This window comes from Burkholderia sp. WTPI3 (genome assembly GCF_021483755.1).
In the GTDB taxonomy this organism is placed as follows: domain Bacteria; phylum Pseudomonadota; class Gammaproteobacteria; order Burkholderiales; family Burkholderiaceae; genus Burkholderia.
In genome coordinates, this window is the sequence record NZ_JAGIXF010000031.1 from 25,719 (window position 1) to 43,586 (window position 17,868).

Below are 17,868 nucleotides of genomic sequence, written 5' to 3' on the forward strand. Positions count from 1 at the left end.
ATGGCAATCGTTAAAGTTAAACCGACTTCGCCGGGTCGCCGCGCGATGGTCAAGGTGGTCAACAAGAACCTGCACCAGGGCAAGCCGTTCGCGGCACTGCTCGACTCGCAGAGCTCGACCGCCGGCCGTAACAACAACGGCCGTATCACCACGCGTCACAAGGGTGGTGGTCACAAGCAGCACTATCGTATCGTCGATTTCCGTCGTACGAAGGATGGCATCCCGGCAAAGGTCGAACGTCTCGAGTACGACCCGAACCGTAGCGCGAACATCGCGCTGGTGCTCTACGCAGACGGCGAGCGTCGCTACATCATCGCCCCGAAGGGCCTGACGGTCGGCCAACAGCTGATGTCGGGTTCGGAAGCGCCGATCCGTGCAGGCAACACGCTGCCGATCCGCAACATTCCGGTCGGTACGACGATCCACTGCATCGAGATGCTGCCGGGCAAGGGCGCGCAAATGGCGCGTTCGGCTGGCACGTCGGCCATGCTGCTGGCGCGTGAAGGCGTCTACGCGCAGGTTCGTCTGCGTTCGGGCGAAATCCGTCGCGTGCACATCGAGTGCCGTGCAACGATCGGTGAAGTTGGCAACGAAGAGCATAGCCTGCGCCAGATCGGCAAGGCTGGCGCGAACCGCTGGCGCGGTATCCGCCCGACGGTGCGCGGCGTTGCGATGAACCCGGTTGATCACCCGCACGGTGGTGGTGAGGGCAAGACGGCTGCAGGTCGCGACCCGGTAAGCCCGTGGGGTACGCCGGCTAAGGGTTACCGCACCCGCAGCAACAAGCGCACGACGACGATGATCGTCCAGCGCCGTCACAAGCGTTAAGGAGTAGGCAATGGCACGTTCTGTTAAAAAAGGTCCGTTCTGCGACGCCCATTTGCTGAAGAAAGTTGAGGCGGCTGCAGCTTCGCGCGACAAAAAGCCGATCAAGACCTGGTCGCGTCGCTCGACGATTCTGCCGGATTTCATCGGCCTGACGATCGCTGTTCATAACGGCCGTCAACACGTTCCGGTGTACATCTCGGAAAACATGGTCGGCCACAAGCTTGGCGAGTTCGCACTGACCCGTACGTTCAAGGGTCACGCAGCCGACAAGAAGGCCAAGAAATAAGGGGCAATCAAGATGGAAGTGAAAGCAATTCATCGCGGTGCCCGCATCTCGGCGCAAAAAACGCGCCTTGTGGCTGACCAGATCCGCGGTTTGCCGGTCGACAAGGCGCTGAACGTTCTGACGTTCTCGCCGAAGAAGGCGGCTGGCATCGTGAAGAAGGTTGTGCTGTCGGCAATCGCGAATGCGGAGCACAACGAAGGCGCTGATATCGACGAGCTCAAGATCAAGAGCATCTACGTCGACAAGGCTGCATCGCTCAAGCGTTTCACCGCGCGCGCCAAAGGCCGCGGTAACCGCATCGAGAAGCAATCCTGTCACATCACTGTGACGGTCGGGAATTAAGGAGCCATACGATGGGACAGAAAATTCATCCGACTGGCTTCCGCCTGGCTGTCAGCCGTAATTGGGCTTCGCGTTGGTACGCGAACAACAACAATTTCGCGGCGATGCTGCAGGAAGACATCGGTGTTCGTGAATACCTGAAGAAGAAGCTGAAGAACGCTTCGGTCGGTCGGGTCGTCATCGAGCGTCCGGCGAAGAACGCGCGTATCACGATTTACAGCTCGCGTCCGGGTGTGGTCATCGGCAAGAAGGGCGAGGATATCGAACAGCTGAAGACGGAACTGCAACGCCGCATGGGCGTGCCGGTTCACGTCAACATCGAAGAAATCCGCAAGCCGGAAACCGATGCTCAACTGATCGCTGACTCGATCACGCAACAGCTCGAGCGTCGGATCATGTTCCGTCGCGCGATGAAGCGTGCGATGCAGAACGCGATGCGTCTGGGTGCCCAAGGCATCAAGATCATGAGCGCAGGCCGTCTGAACGGTATCGAAATCGCTCGTACGGAGTGGTATCGCGAAGGTCGCGTGCCCCTTCATACGCTGCGTGCCGATATCGACTACGCGACTTCGGAAGCGAAGACGACCTACGGCATCATCGGCGTCAAGGTGTGGGTTTACAAGGGCGACACGCTCGGCCGCAATGACGCGCCGGTGGTCGAAGAAGTAGCCGAAGACAAGCGTCCGCGTCGCAATGCGCGTCCGGGCGACCGTCGTCCGCGCCGTGATGGCGAAGGCGGCGCTCCGGGTGCTCGTCGTGGCGCACCGCGCCGCGGCGCCGGCAAGCCGGAAGACGGCAAGACTGGAGAATAACGATGCTGCAACCGAAACGCAGGAAGTATCGCAAAGAGCAGAAGGGTCGTAACACCGGCAAGGCGACGCGCGGCAACGCAGTGTCGTTCGGTGAATTCGGCCTGAAGGCGATCGGTCGCGGCCGTTTGACCGCGCGTCAAATTGAAGCAGCGCGTCGTGCAATGACGCGTCACATCAAGCGTGGCGGCCGCATCTGGATCCGGATCTTCCCGGACAAGCCGATTTCGCAAAAGCCGGCAGAAGTACGTATGGGTAACGGTAAGGGTAACCCGGAGTACTACGTCGCTGAGATCCAGCCGGGCAAGATGCTCTATGAAATGGACGGCGTAACCGAAGAACTGGCACGCGAAGCGTTCCGTCTGGCTGCAGCCAAGCTGCCGCTGAAGACGGCATTCATCGTGCGCCAGCTCGGCGCCTAAGGAGAAAACATGAAGGCTTCCGAACTTCTCCAGAAAGACCAGGCCGCGCTCAACAAGGAGCTGGCGGACCTGCTGAAGGCGCAATTCGGCCTGCGCATGCAACTCGCGACCCAGCAGCTCACGAACACGAGCCAGCTGAAGAAGGTTCGTCGCGACATCGCACGTGTGCGGACCGTCATGACTCAGAAGGCGAACCAGAAATGAACGATAGCGTGAAAACCTCGCTGAAGCGGACGCTGGTCGGTCGGGTCGTCAGCAACAAGATGGACAAGACCGTCACCGTGCTGATCGAGCACCGCGTCAAGCATCCGATCTACGGCAAGTATGTCGTGCGCTCGAAGAAGTACCACGCGCATGATGAAGCGAACACCTACAACGAGGGTGACCTCGTTGAAATCCAGGAAACTCGTCCGCTGTCGAAGACGAAGGCCTGGACGGTGTCGCGCCTCGTCGAAGCAGCTCGCGTCATCTAAGCGGGCAGCGCAGTAGGCAGTAACAGGCACTTCGCCACGAAGTGCTTGAATCGCAAAGTTTTTGCTTGCGTGACCAGGGTTATTTGTTATAATCCTGGTCTTCCCTCTTTATGGGAGCCCCGTCGCGGGCGAAGTTGGTGGGGGAAGCGGACTGGCGCCAGCCTGTCCGAAAGATTCACCGAATTGCGATGGCGGGTTTCGTTTGCCGTCGCTGCTGTTCCAACCCAAGCAGCCGATTGGCTGACGGGACCAAGACTGACCGAATGCATCATGGTGGTGCATCCGGATTAAGTTGGGAAAGACAAACCATGATCCAGACCGAATCTCGGCTCGAAGTAGCCGACAACACGGGTGCGCGTGAAGTCATGTGCATCAAGGTGCTCGGCGGCTCGAAGCGTCGTTATGCCGGCATTGGCGACATCATCAAGGTGACCGTCAAAGAAGCAACGCCGCGCGGGCGCGTGAAGAAAGGCGAAATTTACAACGCCGTGGTGGTCCGCACCGCCAAGGGCGTTCGCCGTCAAGACGGCTCGCTGATCAAGTTCGACGGCAACGCCGCTGTGCTTTTGAATAACAAGCTCGAGCCGATCGGCACCCGTATCTTCGGGCCGGTGACGCGTGAGCTGCGTAGCGAACGATTCATGAAGATCGTTTCGCTGGCGCCGGAAGTGCTGTAAGGAGTCGCGATGAACAAGATTCGCAAGGGTGACGAAGTTATCGTCGTCACCGGCAAAGACAAGGGCAAGCGCGGCGTCGTGCTGGCTGTCGGTGCAGAACATGTGACGGTTGAAGGTATCAACCTCGTCAAGAAGCATGTGAAGCCGAACCCGATGAAGGGTACGACGGGCGGCGTGGAAGCGAAGACGATGCCCCTGCATATTTCGAACGTCGCACTGGTCGACGCGAATGGCAAGGCGTCGCGTGTTGGCATCAAGGTCGAGGAAGGCAAGAAGGTTCGCTTCCTGAAGACGACCGGTGCCGTACTGAGCGCCTGACGCAGCGGAGTAAAAAATGGCTCGTTTTCAAGAGTTTTACAAAGAAAAGGTTGTGCCCGGCCTGATCGAGAAGTTCGGTTACAAGTCGGTCATGGAAGTGCCGCGCATCACCAAGATCACGCTGAACATGGGTCTTGGCGAAGCGATCGCTGACAAGAAGATCATCGAGAACGCCGTTGGCGATCTCACGAAGATCGCTGGTCAGAAGCCGGTCGTCACGAAGGCGCGCAAGGCAATCGCAGGCTTCAAGATCCGCCAGGGTTACCCGATCGGTGCGATGGTGACGCTGCGTGGTCAAGCGATGTACGAATTCCTCGACCGTTTCGTGACCGTTGCCCTGCCCCGCGTGCGTGACTTCCGCGGCGTGTCGGGTCGTGCCTTCGATGGCCGCGGCAACTACAACATCGGTGTGAAAGAGCAGATCATTTTCCCCGAAATCGACTACGACAAGATCGACGCACTGCGTGGGCTGAACATCAGCATCACGACGACTGCGAAGACCGACGACGAAGCAAAGGCTCTGCTCGCCAGCTTCAAGTTCCCGTTCAGAAACTGAGGTTACCGTGGCTAAACTGGCACTGATCGAACGTGAAAAGAAGCGCGCCCGCCTGGTCGCGAAGTTCGCAGCAAAGCGCGAAGCGCTGAAGGCGATCGTCGAAGACCAAAGCAAGTCGGAAGAAGAGCGCTACGAAGCACGCCTGGAGCTGCAGCAACTGCCCCGCAACGCAAACCCGACCCGCCAGCGTAACCGCTGCGCGATCACGGGCCGTCCGCGTGGCACGTTCCGTAAATTCGGCCTCGCGCGTAACAAGATTCGTGAAATCGCATTCCGTGGCGAGATTCCTGGCCTGACCAAGGCGAGCTGGTAATAGGAGAAACGTAAATGAGCATGAGTGATCCTATCGCCGATATGCTGACTCGCATCCGCAACGCGCAGATGGTCGAGAAGGTATCGGTCGCGATGCCCTCGTCGAAGGTCAAGGTTGCAATCGCGCAAGTCCTGAAGGACGAAGGTTATATCGACGATTTCGCCGTCAAGGCGGAAGGTGCGAAGTCCGAACTGAATATCGCGCTGAAGTACTACGCAGGTCGCCCGGTCATCGAACGCCTCGAGCGCGTTTCGAAGCCTGGTCTGCGCGTGTACCGCGGCCGTAACGACATTCCGCAGGTCATGAACGGCCTGGGTGTGGCAATCGTGTCGACGCCGAAGGGCGTGATGACCGACCGCAAGGCGCGCGCTACCGGCGTCGGCGGCGAAGTCATCTGCTACGTTGCTTAAAGCCGAGGAGAGAGAAACATGTCTCGAGTAGGTAAAAGCCCGATCGCGCTGCAAGGCGCGGAAGTCAAGCTGGCCGACGGTGCAATCACCGTCAAAGGCCCGCTGGGCACCATCACGCAAGCGATCAATCCGCTCGTGAACGTGGCGAACAACGACGGCACGCTGAATCTGTCGCCGGTCGACGAAAGCCGCGAAGCAAATGCACTGTCGGGCACGATGCGCGCGATCATCGCGAATGCCGTGCACGGCGTGACCAAGGGTTTCGAGCGCAAGCTGACGCTGGTTGGCGTCGGTTATCGTGCGCAAGCGCAAGGCGACAAGCTGAACCTGTCGCTGGGTTTCTCGCACCCGGTGGTGCACCAGATGCCGGAAGGCGTCAAGGCTGAAACCCCGACGCAAACCGAAATCGTGATCAAGGGGATCAACAAGCAACAAGTCGGTCAAGTAGCTGCGGAAGTTCGCGGTTACCGTCCGCCGGAGCCCTACAAGGGCAAGGGCGTGCGCTATTCCGACGAGGTTGTGATCCTCAAAGAAACGAAGAAGAAGTAAGGGTGCGCAATCATGGATAAGACTCAATCTCGCCTGCGCCGCGCTCGCCAGACGCGTATCAAGATCGCTGAGCTGCAGGTCGCGCGTCTCGCCGTGCATCGCACGAACACGCACATCTACGCTCAAGTGTTCTCGCCCTGCGGCACCAAGGTGCTCGCAAGCGCGTCGACGCTCGAAGCAGAAGTGCGCGCTGAACTGGCCGACAAGTCGGGCAAGGGCGGCAACGTTAATGCCGCGACGCTGATCGGCAAGCGTATTGCCGAGAAGGCAAAGGCTGCCGGCATCGAATCCGTCGCCTTCGACCGCTCGGGCTTCCGCTACCATGGCCGCGTCAAGGCGCTGGCTGAGGCAGCTCGCGAAGCTGGGCTCAAGTTCTAAGGAAGGAATTCGTCATGGCAAAGATGCAAGCGAAAGTTCAGGCTGATGAGCGCGACGACGGCCTTCGCGAAAAGATGATTTCGGTCAACCGCGTGACCAAGGTCGTGAAGGGTGGCCGTATTCTCGGCTTCGCCGCACTGACCGTGGTTGGCGACGGCGATGGCCGCATCGGTATGGGCAAGGGCAAGGCGAAGGAAGTGCCGGTCGCTGTCCAGAAGGCAATGGAACAAGCTCGCCGCAACATGTTCAAGGTGCCGCTCAAGAACGGCACGCTGCAGCACGAAGTGCACGGCAAGCATGGCGCATCCGCTGTCCTCCTCGCTCCGGCGAAGGCAGGTACGGGCGTGATCGCCGGCGGCCCGATGCGCGCAGTGTTCGACGTGATGGGCGTTCAGAACGTCGTGGCCAAGAGCCACGGTTCGACGAACCCGTACAACCTCGTTCGCGCCACGCTGGACGGTCTGCGCAAGCAGTCGACCCCGGCAGACATCGCGGCGAAGCGCGGCAAGTCCGTCGAAGATATTTTGGGCTAAGCCCGGGTGGTCACCATGTCTGAAAAAACTGTCAAGGTTCAGCTCGTGAAGAGCCTGATCGGGACCCGCGAATCGCACCGTGCGACCGTGCGTGGCCTCGGCCTGCGCCGACTCAACTCGGTTAGCGAGCTGCAGGATACGCCGGCGGTCCGCGGCATGATCAACAAGGTCTCGTACCTCGTTAAGGTCATCGCGTAAGCGGCCCTACGGATCAAGGAGTTGATATGGAATTGAATAACCTGAAGCCGGCCGCTGGTGCCAAGCACGCCAAGCGTCGCGTCGGCCGCGGCATCGGTTCGGGCCTCGGCAAGACGGCTGGCCGTGGTCACAAGGGTCAGAAATCGCGTTCGGGCGGCTTCCACAAAGTCGGTTTCGAAGGCGGTCAGATGCCGCTGCAACGTCGTCTGCCGAAGCGCGGCTTCACGTCGCTGACGAAGGAATTCGTCGGTGAAGTGCGCCTCTCCGACCTCGAGAAGCTGCCGGTCGATGAAGTCGATCTGCTCGCACTGAAGCAAGCCGGCCTGGTCGGCGAGCTGACGAAGAGCGCAAAGATCATCGCGACGGGCGAACTGAAGCGCAAGATCGTCGTGAAGGGTCTGGGTGCCACCAAGGGTGCGCGCGCTGCGATCGAAGCGGCTGGCGGTTCGTTCGCCGAGTGACACGCGTAGCGCGTCGTTACTTGCATTCATCGGAGAAGGTACTTGGCTAACAGCCCGAGTCTTGCAAAACCCGGTCGAAGCACGGCGAAATTCGGCGATCTGCGCCGGCGAGCGATGTTCCTGCTCCTGGCGCTGATCGTCTATCGCATCGGCGCGCACATCCCCGTGCCGGGCATCGATCCGGATCAACTGGCGAAGCTGTTCCAGAGCCAGGCGGGCGGCATCCTGGGCATGTTCAACATGTTTTCGGGTGGCGCGCTTTCCCGCTTCACGATCTTTGCGCTGGGGATCATGCCGTACATCTCGGCGTCGATCATCATGCAGCTGTTGGCGATCGTCTCGCCGCAGCTCGAGGCGCTGAAGAAGGAAGGGCAGGCAGGGCAACGGAAGATCACGCAGTACACGCGGTATTTCACCGTGGTGCTCGCGACCTTCCAGGCGTTCGGTATCGCGGCTGCGCTGGAAAACCAGCCGGGCCTCGTCATCGACCCCGGCATGCTGTTCCGTCTGACGACGGTCGTGACGCTGGTGACCGGTACGATGTTCCTGATGTGGCTGGGTGAGCAGATCACCGAGCGTGGTCTGGGCAACGGTATCTCGATCATCATCTTCGGCGGGATCGCAGCAGGGTTCCCGAATGCCGTGGGTGGGTTGCTCGAACTGGTGAAAACGGGTTCGATGGGGCCGTTCTCGGCGATCATCATCGTCGTTCTGATTGCCGCGGTGACTTACCTGGTCGTGTTCATCGAACGCGGTCAGCGCAAGATCCTCGTGAACTACGCGAAGCGTCAGGTTGGCAACAAGATCTACGGTGGGCAGTCGTCGCACTTGCCGCTGAAGCTGAACATGTCGGGCGTGATTCCGCCGATCTTTGCGTCGTCGATCATCCTGTTTCCGGCCACGATTCTTGGCTGGTTCAGCACGGGTCAACCGACGGGAGGCTGGCTCTCCAACACGTTGCATGACGTCGCGGAGGCACTGAAGCCGGGTCAGCCGGTCTATGTGCTGCTGTACACGCTGGCAATCGTGTTTTTCTGCTTCTTCTACACCGCGCTGGTGTTCAACAGCAGGGAAACCGCAGACAACTTGAAGAAGAGCGGCGCGTTTGTTCCGGGCATCCGTCCGGGCGACCAGACCGCACGATATATCGACCGCATCCTCACGCGTCTGACGCTGGCCGGTGCGATCTACATCGTCTTCGTGTGTCTGCTGCCGGAATTCCTGGTGCTGCGCTGGAACGTGCCGTTTTATTTTGGTGGAACGTCGCTGCTGATCATTGTCGTCGTCACGATGGACTTCATGGCGCAGGTGCAGTCGTACGTTATGTCGCAACAGTATGAGTCGCTGCTCAAGAAGGCAAACTTCAAGGGCGGCAACATCCCAATGCGTTAATTCAGGACTATGGCCAAAGACGATGTAATCCAGATGCAGGGTGAGGTGATCGAAAACCTCCCGAATGCGACCTTCCGTGTGAAGCTGGAAAACGGCCATGTCGTGTTGGGGCATATCTCCGGGAAGATGCGGATGCACTACATCCGCATCCTGCCGGGCGACAAGGTGACGGTTGAATTGACGCCTTACGATCTGTCTCGTGCGCGGATCGTGTTCCGGGCGAAGTGATTTGAAAAAAGGGTATTATCATGAAAGTGATGGCATCGGTTAAGCGCATTTGCCGCAATTGCAAGATCATCAAGCGCAAAGGCGTCGTTCGCGTGATCTGCAGCTCGGATCCGCGCCACAAGCAGCGCCAAGGCTGACCGCGCGTTTGTTTGCGCTTTTTGTTTGAGGAAAAACAATGGCTCGTATCGCAGGGGTTAACATCCCGAATCACCAGCATACCGAGATCGGCCTGACGGCAATCTTCGGTATCGGCCGCACGCGCTCGCGCAGCATCTGCGTGGCGTCTGGCGTGGAATTCTCGAAGAAGGTCAAGGACCTGACCGACGCAGACCTCGAAAAGCTGCGTGAAGAAGTGGGCAAGTTCATCGTCGAAGGCGATCTGCGCCGTGAAGTGACGATGAACATCAAGCGCCTGATGGACCTCGGTTGCTACCGCGGCGTTCGTCATCGCAAGGGCCTGCCGATGCGCGGTCAGCGTACGCGTACGAACGCACGTACCCGCAAGGGTCCGCGTCGTGCAGCGCAAGCGCTGAAGAAGTAAGCGGAACTGACAGTTACAGGAAAACGTAATGGCTAAGGCTTCGAACACCGCGGCGCAACGCGTTCGCAAGAAGGTTAAGAAGAACGTCGCTGAAGGGGTGGTTCACGTTCACGCGTCGTTCAACAACACGATCATCACGATCACCGATCGCCAGGGCAATGCACTGGCATGGGCGACGTCGGGCGGCCAGGGCTTCAAGGGCTCGCGCAAGTCGACGCCGTTCGCTGCTCAGGTTGCTGCTGAGTCGGCCGGTCGCGTCGCGATGGAATACGGCGTGAAGAATCTGGAAGTGCGGATCAAGGGCCCGGGCCCGGGTCGTGAGTCGGCAGTGCGTGCACTGCATGGCCTCGGCATCAAGATCACCGCGATTTCGGACGTCACCCCGATTCCGCACAACGGCTGCCGCCCGCCGAAGCGCCGTCGTATCTAAGAATGCTGCTGGCACGTTCGTGCTGGCACATTTGCCTGTCGCCGCGTAGCGTCGACGGGCGTTGCTTTTTTGATTGACTAAGCCCACCGTTCGCCCCAAAGGGCGCGAACTAGCGCGGATTTTGCTCCGCGTGACTGATTGATAAAGGAATGCAAAGTGGCACGTTATATCGGCCCTAAGGCCAAGCTGTCCCGTCGTGAAGGCACCGACCTGTTCCTGAAGAGCGCGCGTCGCTCGCTCGCCGACAAGTGCAAGCTCGACAGCAAGCCGGGCCAGCATGGCCGTACCTCGGGCGCACGTACGTCCGACTATGGTACGCAGCTGCGCGAAAAGCAGAAGGTCAAGCGTATTTACGGCGTCCTGGAGCGTCAGTTCCGCCGTTACTTCGCCGAAGCCGACCGCCGCAAGGGCAACACGGGTGAAAACCTGCTGCAACTGCTCGAGTCGCGTCTCGACAACGTTGTGTATCGCATGGGCTTCGGCTCGACTCGCGCTGAAGCGCGTCAGCTGGTGAGCCACAAGTCGATCACCGTGAACGGCGTCGTCGCGAACGTGCCGTCGCAGCAAGTGAAGGCTGGTGACGTCGTCGCGATCCGCGAAAAGGCGAAGAAGCAGGCGCGTATCGTCGAAGCGCTGTCGCTGGCCGAGCAAGGCGGCATGCCGAGCTGGGTTGCAGTCGATGCGAAGAAGTTCGAAGGCACGTTCAAGCAAATGCCGGAACGCGCTGACATCGCAGGCGACATCAACGAAAGCCTGATCGTCGAATTGTATTCGCGTTAATCCGATTGACGGCCGAGGTACCCCGATTGCGTTGCGCAAGGAGGGGCCTCGGCTGTTTATTTTCTGGTTGTTACCGGTCAGCCTTATCGGTGTAACGAGCCGAGGGTATTGAAAAGGAAAGCCCATGCAAACCAGTTTGCTGAAACCCAAGATCATCGCCGTGGAATCGCTGGGCGAGAACCACGCGAGGGTGGTCATGGAACCGTTCGAACGCGGTTACGGCCACACCTTGGGCAACGCGCTTCGCCGCGTGCTGCTGTCGTCGATGGTTGGCTACGCGCCGACCGAAGTGACGATCGCAGGCGTGGTGCACGAGTACTCGACGCTTGATGGCGTGCAAGAGGACGTCGTCAACCTGCTGCTGAACCTGAAGGGTGTGGTGTTCAAGCTGCACAACCGTGACGAAGTGACGGTGACCCTGCGCAAGGAAGGCGAAGGCGTCGTCACGGCCGGCGATATCGAGCTGGCTCACGATTGCGAAGTCATCAACCCGAATCACGTGATCGCACACCTGTCGAAGGGCGGCAAGCTCGACGTTCAGATCAAGATCGAAAAGGGTCGCGGCTATGTGCCCGGCAACGTCCGTCGCTATGGCGAAGACACGGCCAAGATCATCGGCCGCATCGTCCTCGACGCATCGTTCTCGCCGGTCCGCCGCGTGAGCTATGCCGTTGAAAGCGCACGCGTCGAGCAGCGTACCGACCTCGACAAGCTCGTGATGAACATCGAGACGAGCGGCGTGATCACCCCGGAAGAGGCGATCCGTCAATCGGCGCGCATCCTGGTCGACCAACTGTCCGTGTTCGCGGCACTGGAAGGCACGGAAACGGCTGCCGAAGCGCCGTCGCGCGCACCGCAGATCGATCCGATCCTGCTGCGTCCGGTGGACGATCTCGAGCTGACGGTTCGTTCGGCGAACTGCCTGAAGGCCGAGAACATCTACTACATCGGCGACCTCATCCAGCGCACGGAAAACGAGCTGCTGAAGACGCCGAACCTCGGTCGCAAGTCGCTGAACGAGATCAAGGAAGTGCTCGCTTCGCGCGGTCTCACGCTGGGCATGAAGCTCGAAAACTGGCCGCCGGCTGGTCTCGACAAGTAAGCCCGCTTGTAGCCTGGCTATAGCTGTAGTTGGCAAAGATGCGGATTTTCCTTTAAAATCCGCATCTTGCTTTTTTCTCTACCGGCCCGTGCACCCATAGAGGTGCGATAGAAGAGCTGGATCAAAACTTTGAATCAAGGAAACTGAAATGCGCCATCGTCATGGTCTGCGGAAACTGAACCGCACGAGCAGCCACCGTCTGGCTATGCTCCGTAACATGTCCAACTCGCTGATCGAGCACGAAGTCATCAAGACGACGTTGCCGAAGGCGAAGGAACTCCGTAAAGTCGTCGAGCCGCTGATCACGCTCGGCAAGAAGCCGTCGCTGGCAAACCGTCGCCTGGCGTTCAACCGCCTGCGCGATCGTGACTCGGTGGCGAAGCTGTTCGACGTGCTCGGTCCGCGTTTCGCGAACCGTCCGGGCGGCTACCTGCGCGTGCTGAAGTTCGGCTTCCGCGTCGGCGACAACGCACCGATGGCACTGGTCGAGCTGCTCGATCGTCCGGAAGTCGACGAAACGGAAAACGTGCAAGAAGCTGAGTAAGCTTCCGGTACGCAGCAGTATCTGAAAGGGGCCGAGCGATTGCTTGGCCCTTTTTGTTTTTGACGCGTGCCTGCGATCGATTGCCGCAGGCCGGTGCCGGCAGTGTTGCGCGGGCTGCGCTACGATACGGGACTGCCGATGCGGGCCCCGGACGGAAGGTCCGCGTCCCGCAGGCCGGTCAACCAGCCTGGAGGGTGCGTATGGTGGTGGTGTTGATGCTGACGACGGTGCCCGATGCGGCGACGGCTGCAGCGCTTGCCGGCGGGGCACTCGACGCACGGCTGGCCGCGTGCGTGTCCGAGCTCGGCACGATCAGGTCGCGCTATCACTGGCAGGGCAAGGTCGAAACGGCCGACGAGATCCAGTTGCTGTTCAAGACGAGCCCGGTGCGCTCGCTCGAACTGGAGCGGTTTATTCTCGCGCATCATCCATACGAGACTCCCGAAATCGTCTCGTGGCAAGCGACGGCTTCGGCCGGGTACGGTCAGTGGGTGACCAGCGAAACTCAACGTCTATTTCATGTTTAACGGTATGGCACTTTCCGCGCGGGTGCGCGCGCTGCGGTTCCTTGCAGTCCTGTTGTCGCTGGTGTTCGTGCTGGGCGGCCTGTCGGTCGCGCGTGCGGCCGACGATTTCCTCGATCCGTCGGTCGCGTTCAAGTTCAGCGCGAGCGAATCGCCGGGGCAGGTGGACGTCAGCTTCAAGGTAGCCAAAGGCTATTACCTGTACCGCGAGCGATTCGCGTTCGCGGTGAAGAGCGGGCAGGCGACGCTCGGCGAGCCGCAATTCCCGGCCGGTCACGTGAAGTTCGACCAGACGTTCCAGAAGGAAGTCGAGACTTATCGTGACGAGGTCGTGATTCACGTGCCCGTCAAGCAGGCGGCAGGGCCGTTCAAGCTCGCGGTGACATCCCAGGGCTGCGCCGACGAGGGTATCTGCTATCCGCCTGCCGAGCACATCGTGAAAGTCGATGGAGCCGCGCTGGGCGCGGCAGCGTCGGCTGATGGTGCAACGGCTTCGGGCAACTGGTTCGACAAGGTGACGAGCGCCGATTTCGCACAGTCGCTGCTCGAGGGGCACGGCTTCTTCACGATCGTCGCGCTGTATTTCGTCGCGGGCGTCGTGCTGAGCCTGCTGCCGTGTTCGTACCCGATGATACCGATCGTGTCCGCGATCATCATCGGGCAGGGCACGCGCGCGACGCACACGCGTGGCTTTGCGCTGTCGCTGACCTACGTGGTCGGCATGGCGCTCGTCTATACCGTGCTCGGCATTGCCGCGGCGCTGGTCGGCCAGAGCCTTGGCGCATGGTTGCAGAACCCGTGGGTGCTCGGCGCGTTCGGCCTCTTGCTCACCGCGTTTGCCGTGTCGCTGATTTCAGGCAAGGACATCGCGTTGCCCGCGCGTTGGCAGAATGGCGCGGCAGAGGCATCGAGCGCGCGCCGGGGCGGCCATTTTGCCGCGGTCGCTGCGATGGGTGCGTTGTCGGCGCTGGTCGTTGGTGCTTGCATGACGGCACCGCTGTTTGCGGTGCTCGCCTTCATCGCGCATACCGGCAACGCGCTGCTCGGCGGTGCCGCGCTTTTCGCGATGGGGCTGGGGCTCGGCGTGCCGCTGCTCATCGTCGGCATCGGCGCCGGGACGGTGCTGCCGCGCGCCGGTGCATGGATGGACGGCGTGAAGGTGTTTTTCGGCATCGTCCTGCTCGCAGCTGCGCTGTGGATCGTGTGGCCGGTGCTGGCGGGCGGCCTGAAGATGGTGCTCTCGGCATTGTGGCTGCTTGTCGCTGCCGCGGCGCTCGGCCTGTTCACGCCGAATCTGGGGGCGGCCTCGATCTGGCGCCGTCTCGGCCGCGGACTCGGCGCAGCACTCGCGATCTGGGCGGCGACGTTGCTCGTCGGTCTCGCTGCCGGCTCGAACGATCCCGTGAAGCCGCTGGCCGTGCTCGCGTCGCGCACCGTCGCATCGGGCGACGCGTCGGCGGCCGGTGCTGCCTCCGGACAGGTTGGCCCGGCATTCGCATCGGTGCGCTCCAGCGCGGAGCTCGACACGCTGCTGAAGGCGTCAGACCGGCCCGTTATGCTCGATTTTTATGCCGACTGGTGCGTGAGCTGCAAGGAGATGGAGCATCTGACGTTCACCGACGCACGCGTGCAGGCGCGACTCGGACAACTGCACCTGGTGCGCGCCGATGTCACGGCGAACAATCCGGACGACCAGGCGCTGCTCAAGCGCTTCAACCTGTTCGGGCCGCCGGGGATCATCTTCTTCGATCGCAGCGGCAACGAAATCGGTCGCGTGGTCGGCTATCAGGCTGCCGAAACATTCCTGCGCAGCCTCGATCGGGCTGCGGTTCCGACGGTGTGACGCGCGCTCGCCGGCACGCACCGGCGGCCTCTGTCCCCTCGATTGATCGACACGAATAAAAAACGGCGGAACACAGAAGTGTTCCGCCGTTTTTCTTTGCGCTGGTACGACGTGCGGCTTAGCGCTGTGATTTCAGCAGGCGCGCGGCGTCGAGCGCGAAGTACGTGAGCACGCCGTCGGCTCCCGCGCGCTTGAATGCGAGCAACGATTCGAGCACGACCTTGTCGTGGTCGAGCCAGCCGTTCATCGCGGCGGCCTTCAGCATCGCGTATTCACCGCTCACCTGATACACGTACGTCGGGAAGCGGAACTCGTCCTTCACGCGGCGCACGATATCGAGATACGGCATGCCGGGCTTGACCATCACCATGTCGGCGCCTTCGTCGATGTCGAGGCGCACTTCGCGCAGCGCTTCGTCGCTGTTCGCCGGATCCATCTGGTAGGTCATCTTGTTGCCCTTGCCCAGATTGGATGCCGAACCGACTGCATCGCGAAACGGACCGTAGAACGCCGACGCGAACTTGGCCGAATAGGCCATGATGCGCGTATGGATATGGCCGTCGCTTTCCAGCATTTCGCGCACCGCGCCGATCCGGCCGTCCATCATGTCCGACGGCGCGACGATGTCGACGCCGGCCTCGGCCTGCGCACGCGCCTGGTCGACCAGGATCTCGATCGTCTCGTCGTTGATCACATAGCCGTTTTCGTCGAGCACGCCGTCTTGGCCGTGGCTCGTGTACGGGTCGAGCGCAACGTCGGTCAGCACGCCCAGCTCGGGGAAGTGCTTTTTCAGCTCGCGCACCGCGCGCGGGATCAGGCCTTCCGGATTGGCTGCCTCGCGGCCGTCAGGCGTCTTCAGCGACGGCTCGATGGCTGGGAACAGCGACAGCACGGGCACGCCGAGTTCGACGCACTGCTCGGCGACATGCATCAGCAGATCGACCGACACGCGCTCGACGCCGGGCATCGACGGCACGGGCTGCCGTTCGTTGGTGCCTTCGACGACGAACACCGGGTAGATCAGGTCGTCGGTGGTCAGGCGGTTTTCGCGCATCAGGCGCCGGGAGAAGTCGTCGCGGCGCATCCGGCGCGGACGATGAAGCGGATGGAAGCTCATGGCGATTTGGCAGAAATCAGGGCAAGAAAGACCTTACGGAACCCTTAGGTCATTTTCGAGACCGTTGGTATATGATAGCGATCGAGCGGCACGCGTCGCGCGCTGCTCCCCGCTTCTCCTCCCTGAGCGGGTGCCTGTCGTTATTCGATTAGGCTGTTTGACCCGCCGTTCAACGGCGGGTTTTTTTATGAGCCGGCCGAATTCGCAGGCGCCGTCAGGTGCGCACGCCGAATCCGGCCGCGCGTTGTCCGATCATTTTGCTACAGGCTCGCTTTTTTCGTCGGCGACGGACGGCCGCACCCAGCTTTCGATCAGTTCGTGCGCCTCGTCGAGCCCGACGCGCTTCATCGCCGAGAACAGCTGGACGGTCAGCTTCCCCTTCACGCCCTGGTCGCGATACGCGTCGAGCCCCTTTTGCGTGGTTCGCAACGCGTTGATGCTCTCTTGCCGCGTCAATTTGTCGCACTTCGTTAGCAGCGTGTGGATCGGCTTGCCGGTCGGCGTGAACCACTCGATCATTCGGCGATCGAGATCGGTCAGCGGACGACGCGAATCCATCATCAGGATCAGGCCGCAAAGTTGCGACCGGGTCGCGAGATAGGACGACAGCAGCATTTCCCAGTGGGCCTTCGCGGCCCCCGGTACTTCCGCGTAGCCGTAGCCGGGCAGGTCGACGAGGTTCGCGACGGGTTCGTCGGCCGGCCCGACGGAGAAGTAGTTGATGTGCTGTGTACGGCCGGGCGTCTTCGACGCGAACGCGAGCCGCTTCTGGTTGCACAGCACGTTGATCGCCGTCGATTTGCCGGCATTCGAGCGGCCGGCGAATGCGATTTCCGGTTGTACCGTCGGCGGCAGGTCGCGCAGATGGTTGACGGTCGTGTAGAAGCGGGCTTGATGGAGCAAAAAGGCCATGGGGGGAACCGGTGGGACGGGCGGCACGAGCCGCTTGGTGGAGGCGGGGTAGCCCCGATAGGCGCGGGAGCTTTCAGCGCGATATTGTACAATACGCCGGTTTTGCCGAAGGGTTGCGGGCGCCTGCCTCGCGCTTTTATGCAGCTTCTGCGGTAGACTGGTCGACGTCGTTTTTTGCAGAACCTCTAATTCCCACAAGACGAAACAGGGTGTGCGAATGAATCGACTGTGCAAGTCTCTGATGGTGCTTCAGGTTGCAGCAGGGTTCGTAGGTTTCGTGGTGGAGGCAAAAGCGGCGGATGCGGCAAAGCCGGATCTGGACCGCGGCAAGGCGATTGCCGGACAGGTCTGTGCGTCGTGTCATGGCGCCGACGGCAATAGCGCGTCGGGCAGTTTTCCGAAGCTCGCCGGTCAGCATCCCGAATATCTGGTCAAGCAGTTGAACGACTTCAAGACCCAGCCGGGCGCGAAGGGGCCGGCGCGGACCAACGCAGTGATGGTCGGGTTCGCGAGCGCATTGAGCGCGGCCGACATGCGCAATGTTGCCGCGTATTACGGGTCGCAGACGATGAAGGTCGGGGCCGCGCGCGATGCGGCGACCGTGCCGATCGGCCAGAAGATATACCGCGGCGGCATCGCGGAAAAGGGTGTGCCCGCCTGCGCGAGCTGTCACGGGCCGACGGGGCAGGGGATTCCGGTCCAGTACCCGCGGCTGTCGGGGCAATGGGCGGATTACACCGTTGCCCAGTTGACCGCGTTCCAGCAGGGTGCCGGCGCGCGCAACAACAACGAGGCGATGCATCAGATCGCGTCGCGTCTGTCGGATACCGAGATCAAGGCCGTCGCGGATTACATCGCCGGCCTGCATTGAACGGACAGTCGCGAATGGAATGACCGGGCGT

The 17,868-nt window shown here is 61.1% G+C and carries 30 protein-coding genes; 28 read left to right on the forward strand and 2 right to left on the reverse strand.

Annotation, left to right across the window (positions count from 1 at the left end; all coding sequences use genetic code 11):
• The 27 genes from rplB (at position 1) to dsbD (ending at position 14,937) form a co-directional block, all read left to right on the forward strand.
• Positions 1-828, forward strand: coding sequence for a 50S ribosomal protein L2 (rplB, locus tag J7024_RS18370; protein WP_006482900.1), 828 nt, complete (start codon positions 1-3; stop codon positions 826-828).
• A 10-nt stretch (positions 829-838) separates the two neighbouring features.
• A complete protein-coding gene (rpsS, locus tag J7024_RS18375; protein ID WP_004199273.1) occupies positions 839-1,114 on the forward strand; it encodes a 30S ribosomal protein S19 in 276 nt (91 codons plus the stop codon).
• Between the two features lie 12 nt (positions 1,115-1,126).
• Positions 1,127-1,456, forward strand: coding sequence for a 50S ribosomal protein L22 (rplV, locus tag J7024_RS18380; RefSeq protein WP_004199272.1), 330 nt, complete (start codon positions 1,127-1,129; stop codon positions 1,454-1,456).
• Positions 1,457-1,467: 11 nt separating this feature from the next.
• A complete protein-coding gene (gene rpsC, locus J7024_RS18385; RefSeq protein ID WP_006482899.1) occupies positions 1,468-2,268 on the forward strand; it encodes a 30S ribosomal protein S3 in 801 nt (266 codons plus the stop codon).
• A 2-nt stretch (positions 2,269-2,270) separates the two neighbouring features.
• A complete protein-coding gene (gene rplP / locus J7024_RS18390) occupies positions 2,271-2,687 on the forward strand; it encodes a 50S ribosomal protein L16 (protein WP_006482873.1) in 417 nt (138 codons plus the stop codon).
• A gap of 9 nt (positions 2,688-2,696) precedes the next feature.
• On the forward strand, positions 2,697-2,891 hold the full coding sequence (gene rpmC / locus J7024_RS18395) for a 50S ribosomal protein L29 (protein ID WP_006400652.1): 195 nt from the start codon (positions 2,697-2,699) through the stop codon (positions 2,889-2,891).
• A complete protein-coding gene (gene rpsQ / locus J7024_RS18400; RefSeq protein ID WP_043191859.1) occupies positions 2,888-3,160 on the forward strand; it encodes a 30S ribosomal protein S17 in 273 nt (90 codons plus the stop codon). Before rpmC ends, rpsQ begins: the two co-directional genes overlap by 4 nt.
• Before the next feature lie 308 nt (positions 3,161-3,468).
• The gene (gene rplN, locus J7024_RS18405; protein WP_006752929.1) at positions 3,469-3,837 is read left to right on the forward strand and encodes a 50S ribosomal protein L14; all 369 of its coding nucleotides are present in this window, start codon (positions 3,469-3,471) and stop codon (positions 3,835-3,837) included.
• 9 nt (positions 3,838-3,846) lie between these two features.
• Positions 3,847-4,155, forward strand: a complete 309-nt coding sequence (gene rplX, locus J7024_RS18410; protein ID WP_006477187.1) for a 50S ribosomal protein L24 — start codon at positions 3,847-3,849, stop codon at positions 4,153-4,155.
• Positions 4,156-4,171: 16 nt separating this feature from the next.
• Entirely contained in the window at positions 4,172-4,711 is a 540-nt protein-coding gene (gene rplE / locus J7024_RS18415; protein WP_006477186.1) for a 50S ribosomal protein L5, read from the forward strand.
• A gap of 7 nt (positions 4,712-4,718) precedes the next feature.
• A complete protein-coding gene (gene rpsN / locus J7024_RS18420; protein WP_006482884.1) occupies positions 4,719-5,024 on the forward strand; it encodes a 30S ribosomal protein S14 in 306 nt (101 codons plus the stop codon).
• 14 nt (positions 5,025-5,038) lie between these two features.
• Positions 5,039-5,434, forward strand: a complete 396-nt coding sequence (rpsH, locus tag J7024_RS18425; protein ID WP_006477185.1) for a 30S ribosomal protein S8 — start codon at positions 5,039-5,041, stop codon at positions 5,432-5,434.
• A gap of 18 nt (positions 5,435-5,452) precedes the next feature.
• Entirely contained in the window at positions 5,453-5,983 is a 531-nt protein-coding gene (gene rplF, locus J7024_RS18430) for a 50S ribosomal protein L6 (RefSeq protein ID WP_006758786.1), read from the forward strand.
• Positions 5,984-5,995: 12 nt separating this feature from the next.
• Complete coding sequence (gene rplR / locus J7024_RS18435; protein ID WP_006477183.1) at positions 5,996-6,361, forward strand: 50S ribosomal protein L18; 366 nt, start codon at positions 5,996-5,998, stop codon at positions 6,359-6,361.
• Between the two features lie 14 nt (positions 6,362-6,375).
• On the forward strand, positions 6,376-6,894 hold the full coding sequence (gene rpsE / locus J7024_RS18440; protein WP_006752931.1) for a 30S ribosomal protein S5: 519 nt from the start codon (positions 6,376-6,378) through the stop codon (positions 6,892-6,894).
• 15 nt (positions 6,895-6,909) lie between these two features.
• Entirely contained in the window at positions 6,910-7,092 is a 183-nt protein-coding gene (rpmD, locus tag J7024_RS18445) for a 50S ribosomal protein L30 (RefSeq protein WP_006400644.1), read from the forward strand.
• A gap of 26 nt (positions 7,093-7,118) precedes the next feature.
• Entirely contained in the window at positions 7,119-7,553 is a 435-nt protein-coding gene (gene rplO / locus J7024_RS18450; protein ID WP_038749639.1) for a 50S ribosomal protein L15, read from the forward strand.
• A 42-nt stretch (positions 7,554-7,595) separates the two neighbouring features.
• Entirely contained in the window at positions 7,596-8,945 is a 1,350-nt protein-coding gene (gene secY, locus J7024_RS18455; RefSeq protein WP_096504156.1) for a preprotein translocase subunit SecY, read from the forward strand.
• Between the two features lie 9 nt (positions 8,946-8,954).
• Positions 8,955-9,173, forward strand: coding sequence for a translation initiation factor IF-1 (infA, locus tag J7024_RS18460; protein WP_004521905.1), 219 nt, complete (start codon positions 8,955-8,957; stop codon positions 9,171-9,173).
• Positions 9,174-9,193: 20 nt separating this feature from the next.
• Positions 9,194-9,310: a 50S ribosomal protein L36 gene (gene rpmJ / locus J7024_RS18465; RefSeq protein WP_004199844.1), complete on the forward strand. Its 117-nt coding sequence runs from the start codon at positions 9,194-9,196 to the stop codon at positions 9,308-9,310.
• 38 nt (positions 9,311-9,348) lie between these two features.
• On the forward strand, positions 9,349-9,714 hold the full coding sequence (rpsM, locus tag J7024_RS18470; RefSeq protein WP_014898353.1) for a 30S ribosomal protein S13: 366 nt from the start codon (positions 9,349-9,351) through the stop codon (positions 9,712-9,714).
• Positions 9,715-9,742: 28 nt separating this feature from the next.
• Positions 9,743-10,144, forward strand: a complete 402-nt coding sequence (gene rpsK, locus J7024_RS18475) for a 30S ribosomal protein S11 (RefSeq protein WP_004197937.1) — start codon at positions 9,743-9,745, stop codon at positions 10,142-10,144.
• A gap of 156 nt (positions 10,145-10,300) precedes the next feature.
• A complete protein-coding gene (gene rpsD, locus J7024_RS18480) occupies positions 10,301-10,924 on the forward strand; it encodes a 30S ribosomal protein S4 (RefSeq protein WP_012362893.1) in 624 nt (207 codons plus the stop codon).
• A 124-nt stretch (positions 10,925-11,048) separates the two neighbouring features.
• On the forward strand, positions 11,049-12,026 hold the full coding sequence (locus tag J7024_RS18485) for a DNA-directed RNA polymerase subunit alpha (RefSeq protein ID WP_006477176.1): 978 nt from the start codon (positions 11,049-11,051) through the stop codon (positions 12,024-12,026).
• Positions 12,027-12,174: 148 nt separating this feature from the next.
• On the forward strand, positions 12,175-12,570 hold the full coding sequence (gene rplQ / locus J7024_RS18490) for a 50S ribosomal protein L17 (protein ID WP_006477175.1): 396 nt from the start codon (positions 12,175-12,177) through the stop codon (positions 12,568-12,570).
• A gap of 200 nt (positions 12,571-12,770) precedes the next feature.
• Positions 12,771-13,097: a divalent-cation tolerance protein CutA gene (gene cutA, locus J7024_RS18495; protein WP_124828703.1), complete on the forward strand. Its 327-nt coding sequence runs from the start codon at positions 12,771-12,773 to the stop codon at positions 13,095-13,097.
• Positions 13,090-14,937, forward strand: coding sequence for a protein-disulfide reductase DsbD (dsbD, locus tag J7024_RS18500; protein ID WP_124828702.1), 1,848 nt, complete (start codon positions 13,090-13,092; stop codon positions 14,935-14,937). Before cutA ends, dsbD begins: the two co-directional genes overlap by 8 nt.
• 118 nt (positions 14,938-15,055) lie before the next feature.
• Here dsbD and hemB read toward each other — a convergent pair whose 3' ends face one another.
• Positions 15,056-16,054, reverse strand: coding sequence for a porphobilinogen synthase (gene hemB / locus J7024_RS18505; protein ID WP_234745347.1), 999 nt, complete (start codon positions 16,052-16,054; stop codon positions 15,056-15,058).
• A gap of 252 nt (positions 16,055-16,306) precedes the next feature.
• Entirely contained in the window at positions 16,307-16,966 is a 660-nt protein-coding gene (yihA, locus tag J7024_RS18510; protein ID WP_124828700.1) for a ribosome biogenesis GTP-binding protein YihA/YsxC, read from the reverse strand.
• 217 nt (positions 16,967-17,183) lie between these two features.
• Here yihA and J7024_RS18515 point away from each other — a divergent pair, with 217 nt between their 5' ends.
• Positions 17,184-17,837, forward strand: coding sequence for a c-type cytochrome (locus J7024_RS18515; protein WP_124828699.1), 654 nt, complete (start codon positions 17,184-17,186; stop codon positions 17,835-17,837).
• Positions 17,838-17,868 lie beyond the last annotated feature (31 nt).

Coding starts and splice junctions, on each gene's coding strand:
- yihA (WP_124828700.1), bottom strand. CDS start 16,966: ATGGCCTTTTTGCTCCATCAAGCCCGCTTCTACACGACCGTCAACCAT.
- infA (WP_004521905.1), top strand. CDS start 8,955: ATGGCCAAAGACGATGTAATCCAGATGCAGGGTGAGGTGATCGAAAAC.
- rplO (WP_038749639.1), top strand. CDS start 7,119: ATGGAATTGAATAACCTGAAGCCGGCCGCTGGTGCCAAGCACGCCAAG.
- rplX (WP_006477187.1), top strand. CDS start 3,847: ATGAACAAGATTCGCAAGGGTGACGAAGTTATCGTCGTCACCGGCAAA.
- rpsS (WP_004199273.1), top strand. CDS start 839: ATGGCACGTTCTGTTAAAAAAGGTCCGTTCTGCGACGCCCATTTGCTG.
- cutA (WP_124828703.1), top strand. CDS start 12,771: ATGGTGGTGGTGTTGATGCTGACGACGGTGCCCGATGCGGCGACGGCT.
- rpsK (WP_004197937.1), top strand. CDS start 9,743: ATGGCTAAGGCTTCGAACACCGCGGCGCAACGCGTTCGCAAGAAGGTT.
- dsbD (WP_124828702.1), top strand. CDS start 13,090: ATGTTTAACGGTATGGCACTTTCCGCGCGGGTGCGCGCGCTGCGGTTC.
- rplN (WP_006752929.1), top strand. CDS start 3,469: ATGATCCAGACCGAATCTCGGCTCGAAGTAGCCGACAACACGGGTGCG.
- rpmD (WP_006400644.1), top strand. CDS start 6,910: ATGTCTGAAAAAACTGTCAAGGTTCAGCTCGTGAAGAGCCTGATCGGG.
- rplB (WP_006482900.1), top strand. CDS start 1: ATGGCAATCGTTAAAGTTAAACCGACTTCGCCGGGTCGCCGCGCGATG.
- rplP (WP_006482873.1), top strand. CDS start 2,271: ATGCTGCAACCGAAACGCAGGAAGTATCGCAAAGAGCAGAAGGGTCGT.
- rplF (WP_006758786.1), top strand. CDS start 5,453: ATGTCTCGAGTAGGTAAAAGCCCGATCGCGCTGCAAGGCGCGGAAGTC.
- rpsM (WP_014898353.1), top strand. CDS start 9,349: ATGGCTCGTATCGCAGGGGTTAACATCCCGAATCACCAGCATACCGAG.
- rplR (WP_006477183.1), top strand. CDS start 5,996: ATGGATAAGACTCAATCTCGCCTGCGCCGCGCTCGCCAGACGCGTATC.
- rpsC (WP_006482899.1), top strand. CDS start 1,468: ATGGGACAGAAAATTCATCCGACTGGCTTCCGCCTGGCTGTCAGCCGT.
- rpmJ (WP_004199844.1), top strand. CDS start 9,194: ATGAAAGTGATGGCATCGGTTAAGCGCATTTGCCGCAATTGCAAGATC.
- rpsQ (WP_043191859.1), top strand. CDS start 2,888: ATGAACGATAGCGTGAAAACCTCGCTGAAGCGGACGCTGGTCGGTCGG.
- rplV (WP_004199272.1), top strand. CDS start 1,127: ATGGAAGTGAAAGCAATTCATCGCGGTGCCCGCATCTCGGCGCAAAAA.
- rpsE (WP_006752931.1), top strand. CDS start 6,376: ATGGCAAAGATGCAAGCGAAAGTTCAGGCTGATGAGCGCGACGACGGC.
- rplE (WP_006477186.1), top strand. CDS start 4,172: ATGGCTCGTTTTCAAGAGTTTTACAAAGAAAAGGTTGTGCCCGGCCTG.
- rplQ (WP_006477175.1), top strand. CDS start 12,175: ATGCGCCATCGTCATGGTCTGCGGAAACTGAACCGCACGAGCAGCCAC.
- J7024_RS18485 (WP_006477176.1), top strand. CDS start 11,049: ATGCAAACCAGTTTGCTGAAACCCAAGATCATCGCCGTGGAATCGCTG.
- rpsH (WP_006477185.1), top strand. CDS start 5,039: ATGAGCATGAGTGATCCTATCGCCGATATGCTGACTCGCATCCGCAAC.
- hemB (WP_234745347.1), bottom strand. CDS start 16,054: ATGAGCTTCCATCCGCTTCATCGTCCGCGCCGGATGCGCCGCGACGAC.
- rpmC (WP_006400652.1), top strand. CDS start 2,697: ATGAAGGCTTCCGAACTTCTCCAGAAAGACCAGGCCGCGCTCAACAAG.
- J7024_RS18515 (WP_124828699.1), top strand. CDS start 17,184: ATGAATCGACTGTGCAAGTCTCTGATGGTGCTTCAGGTTGCAGCAGGG.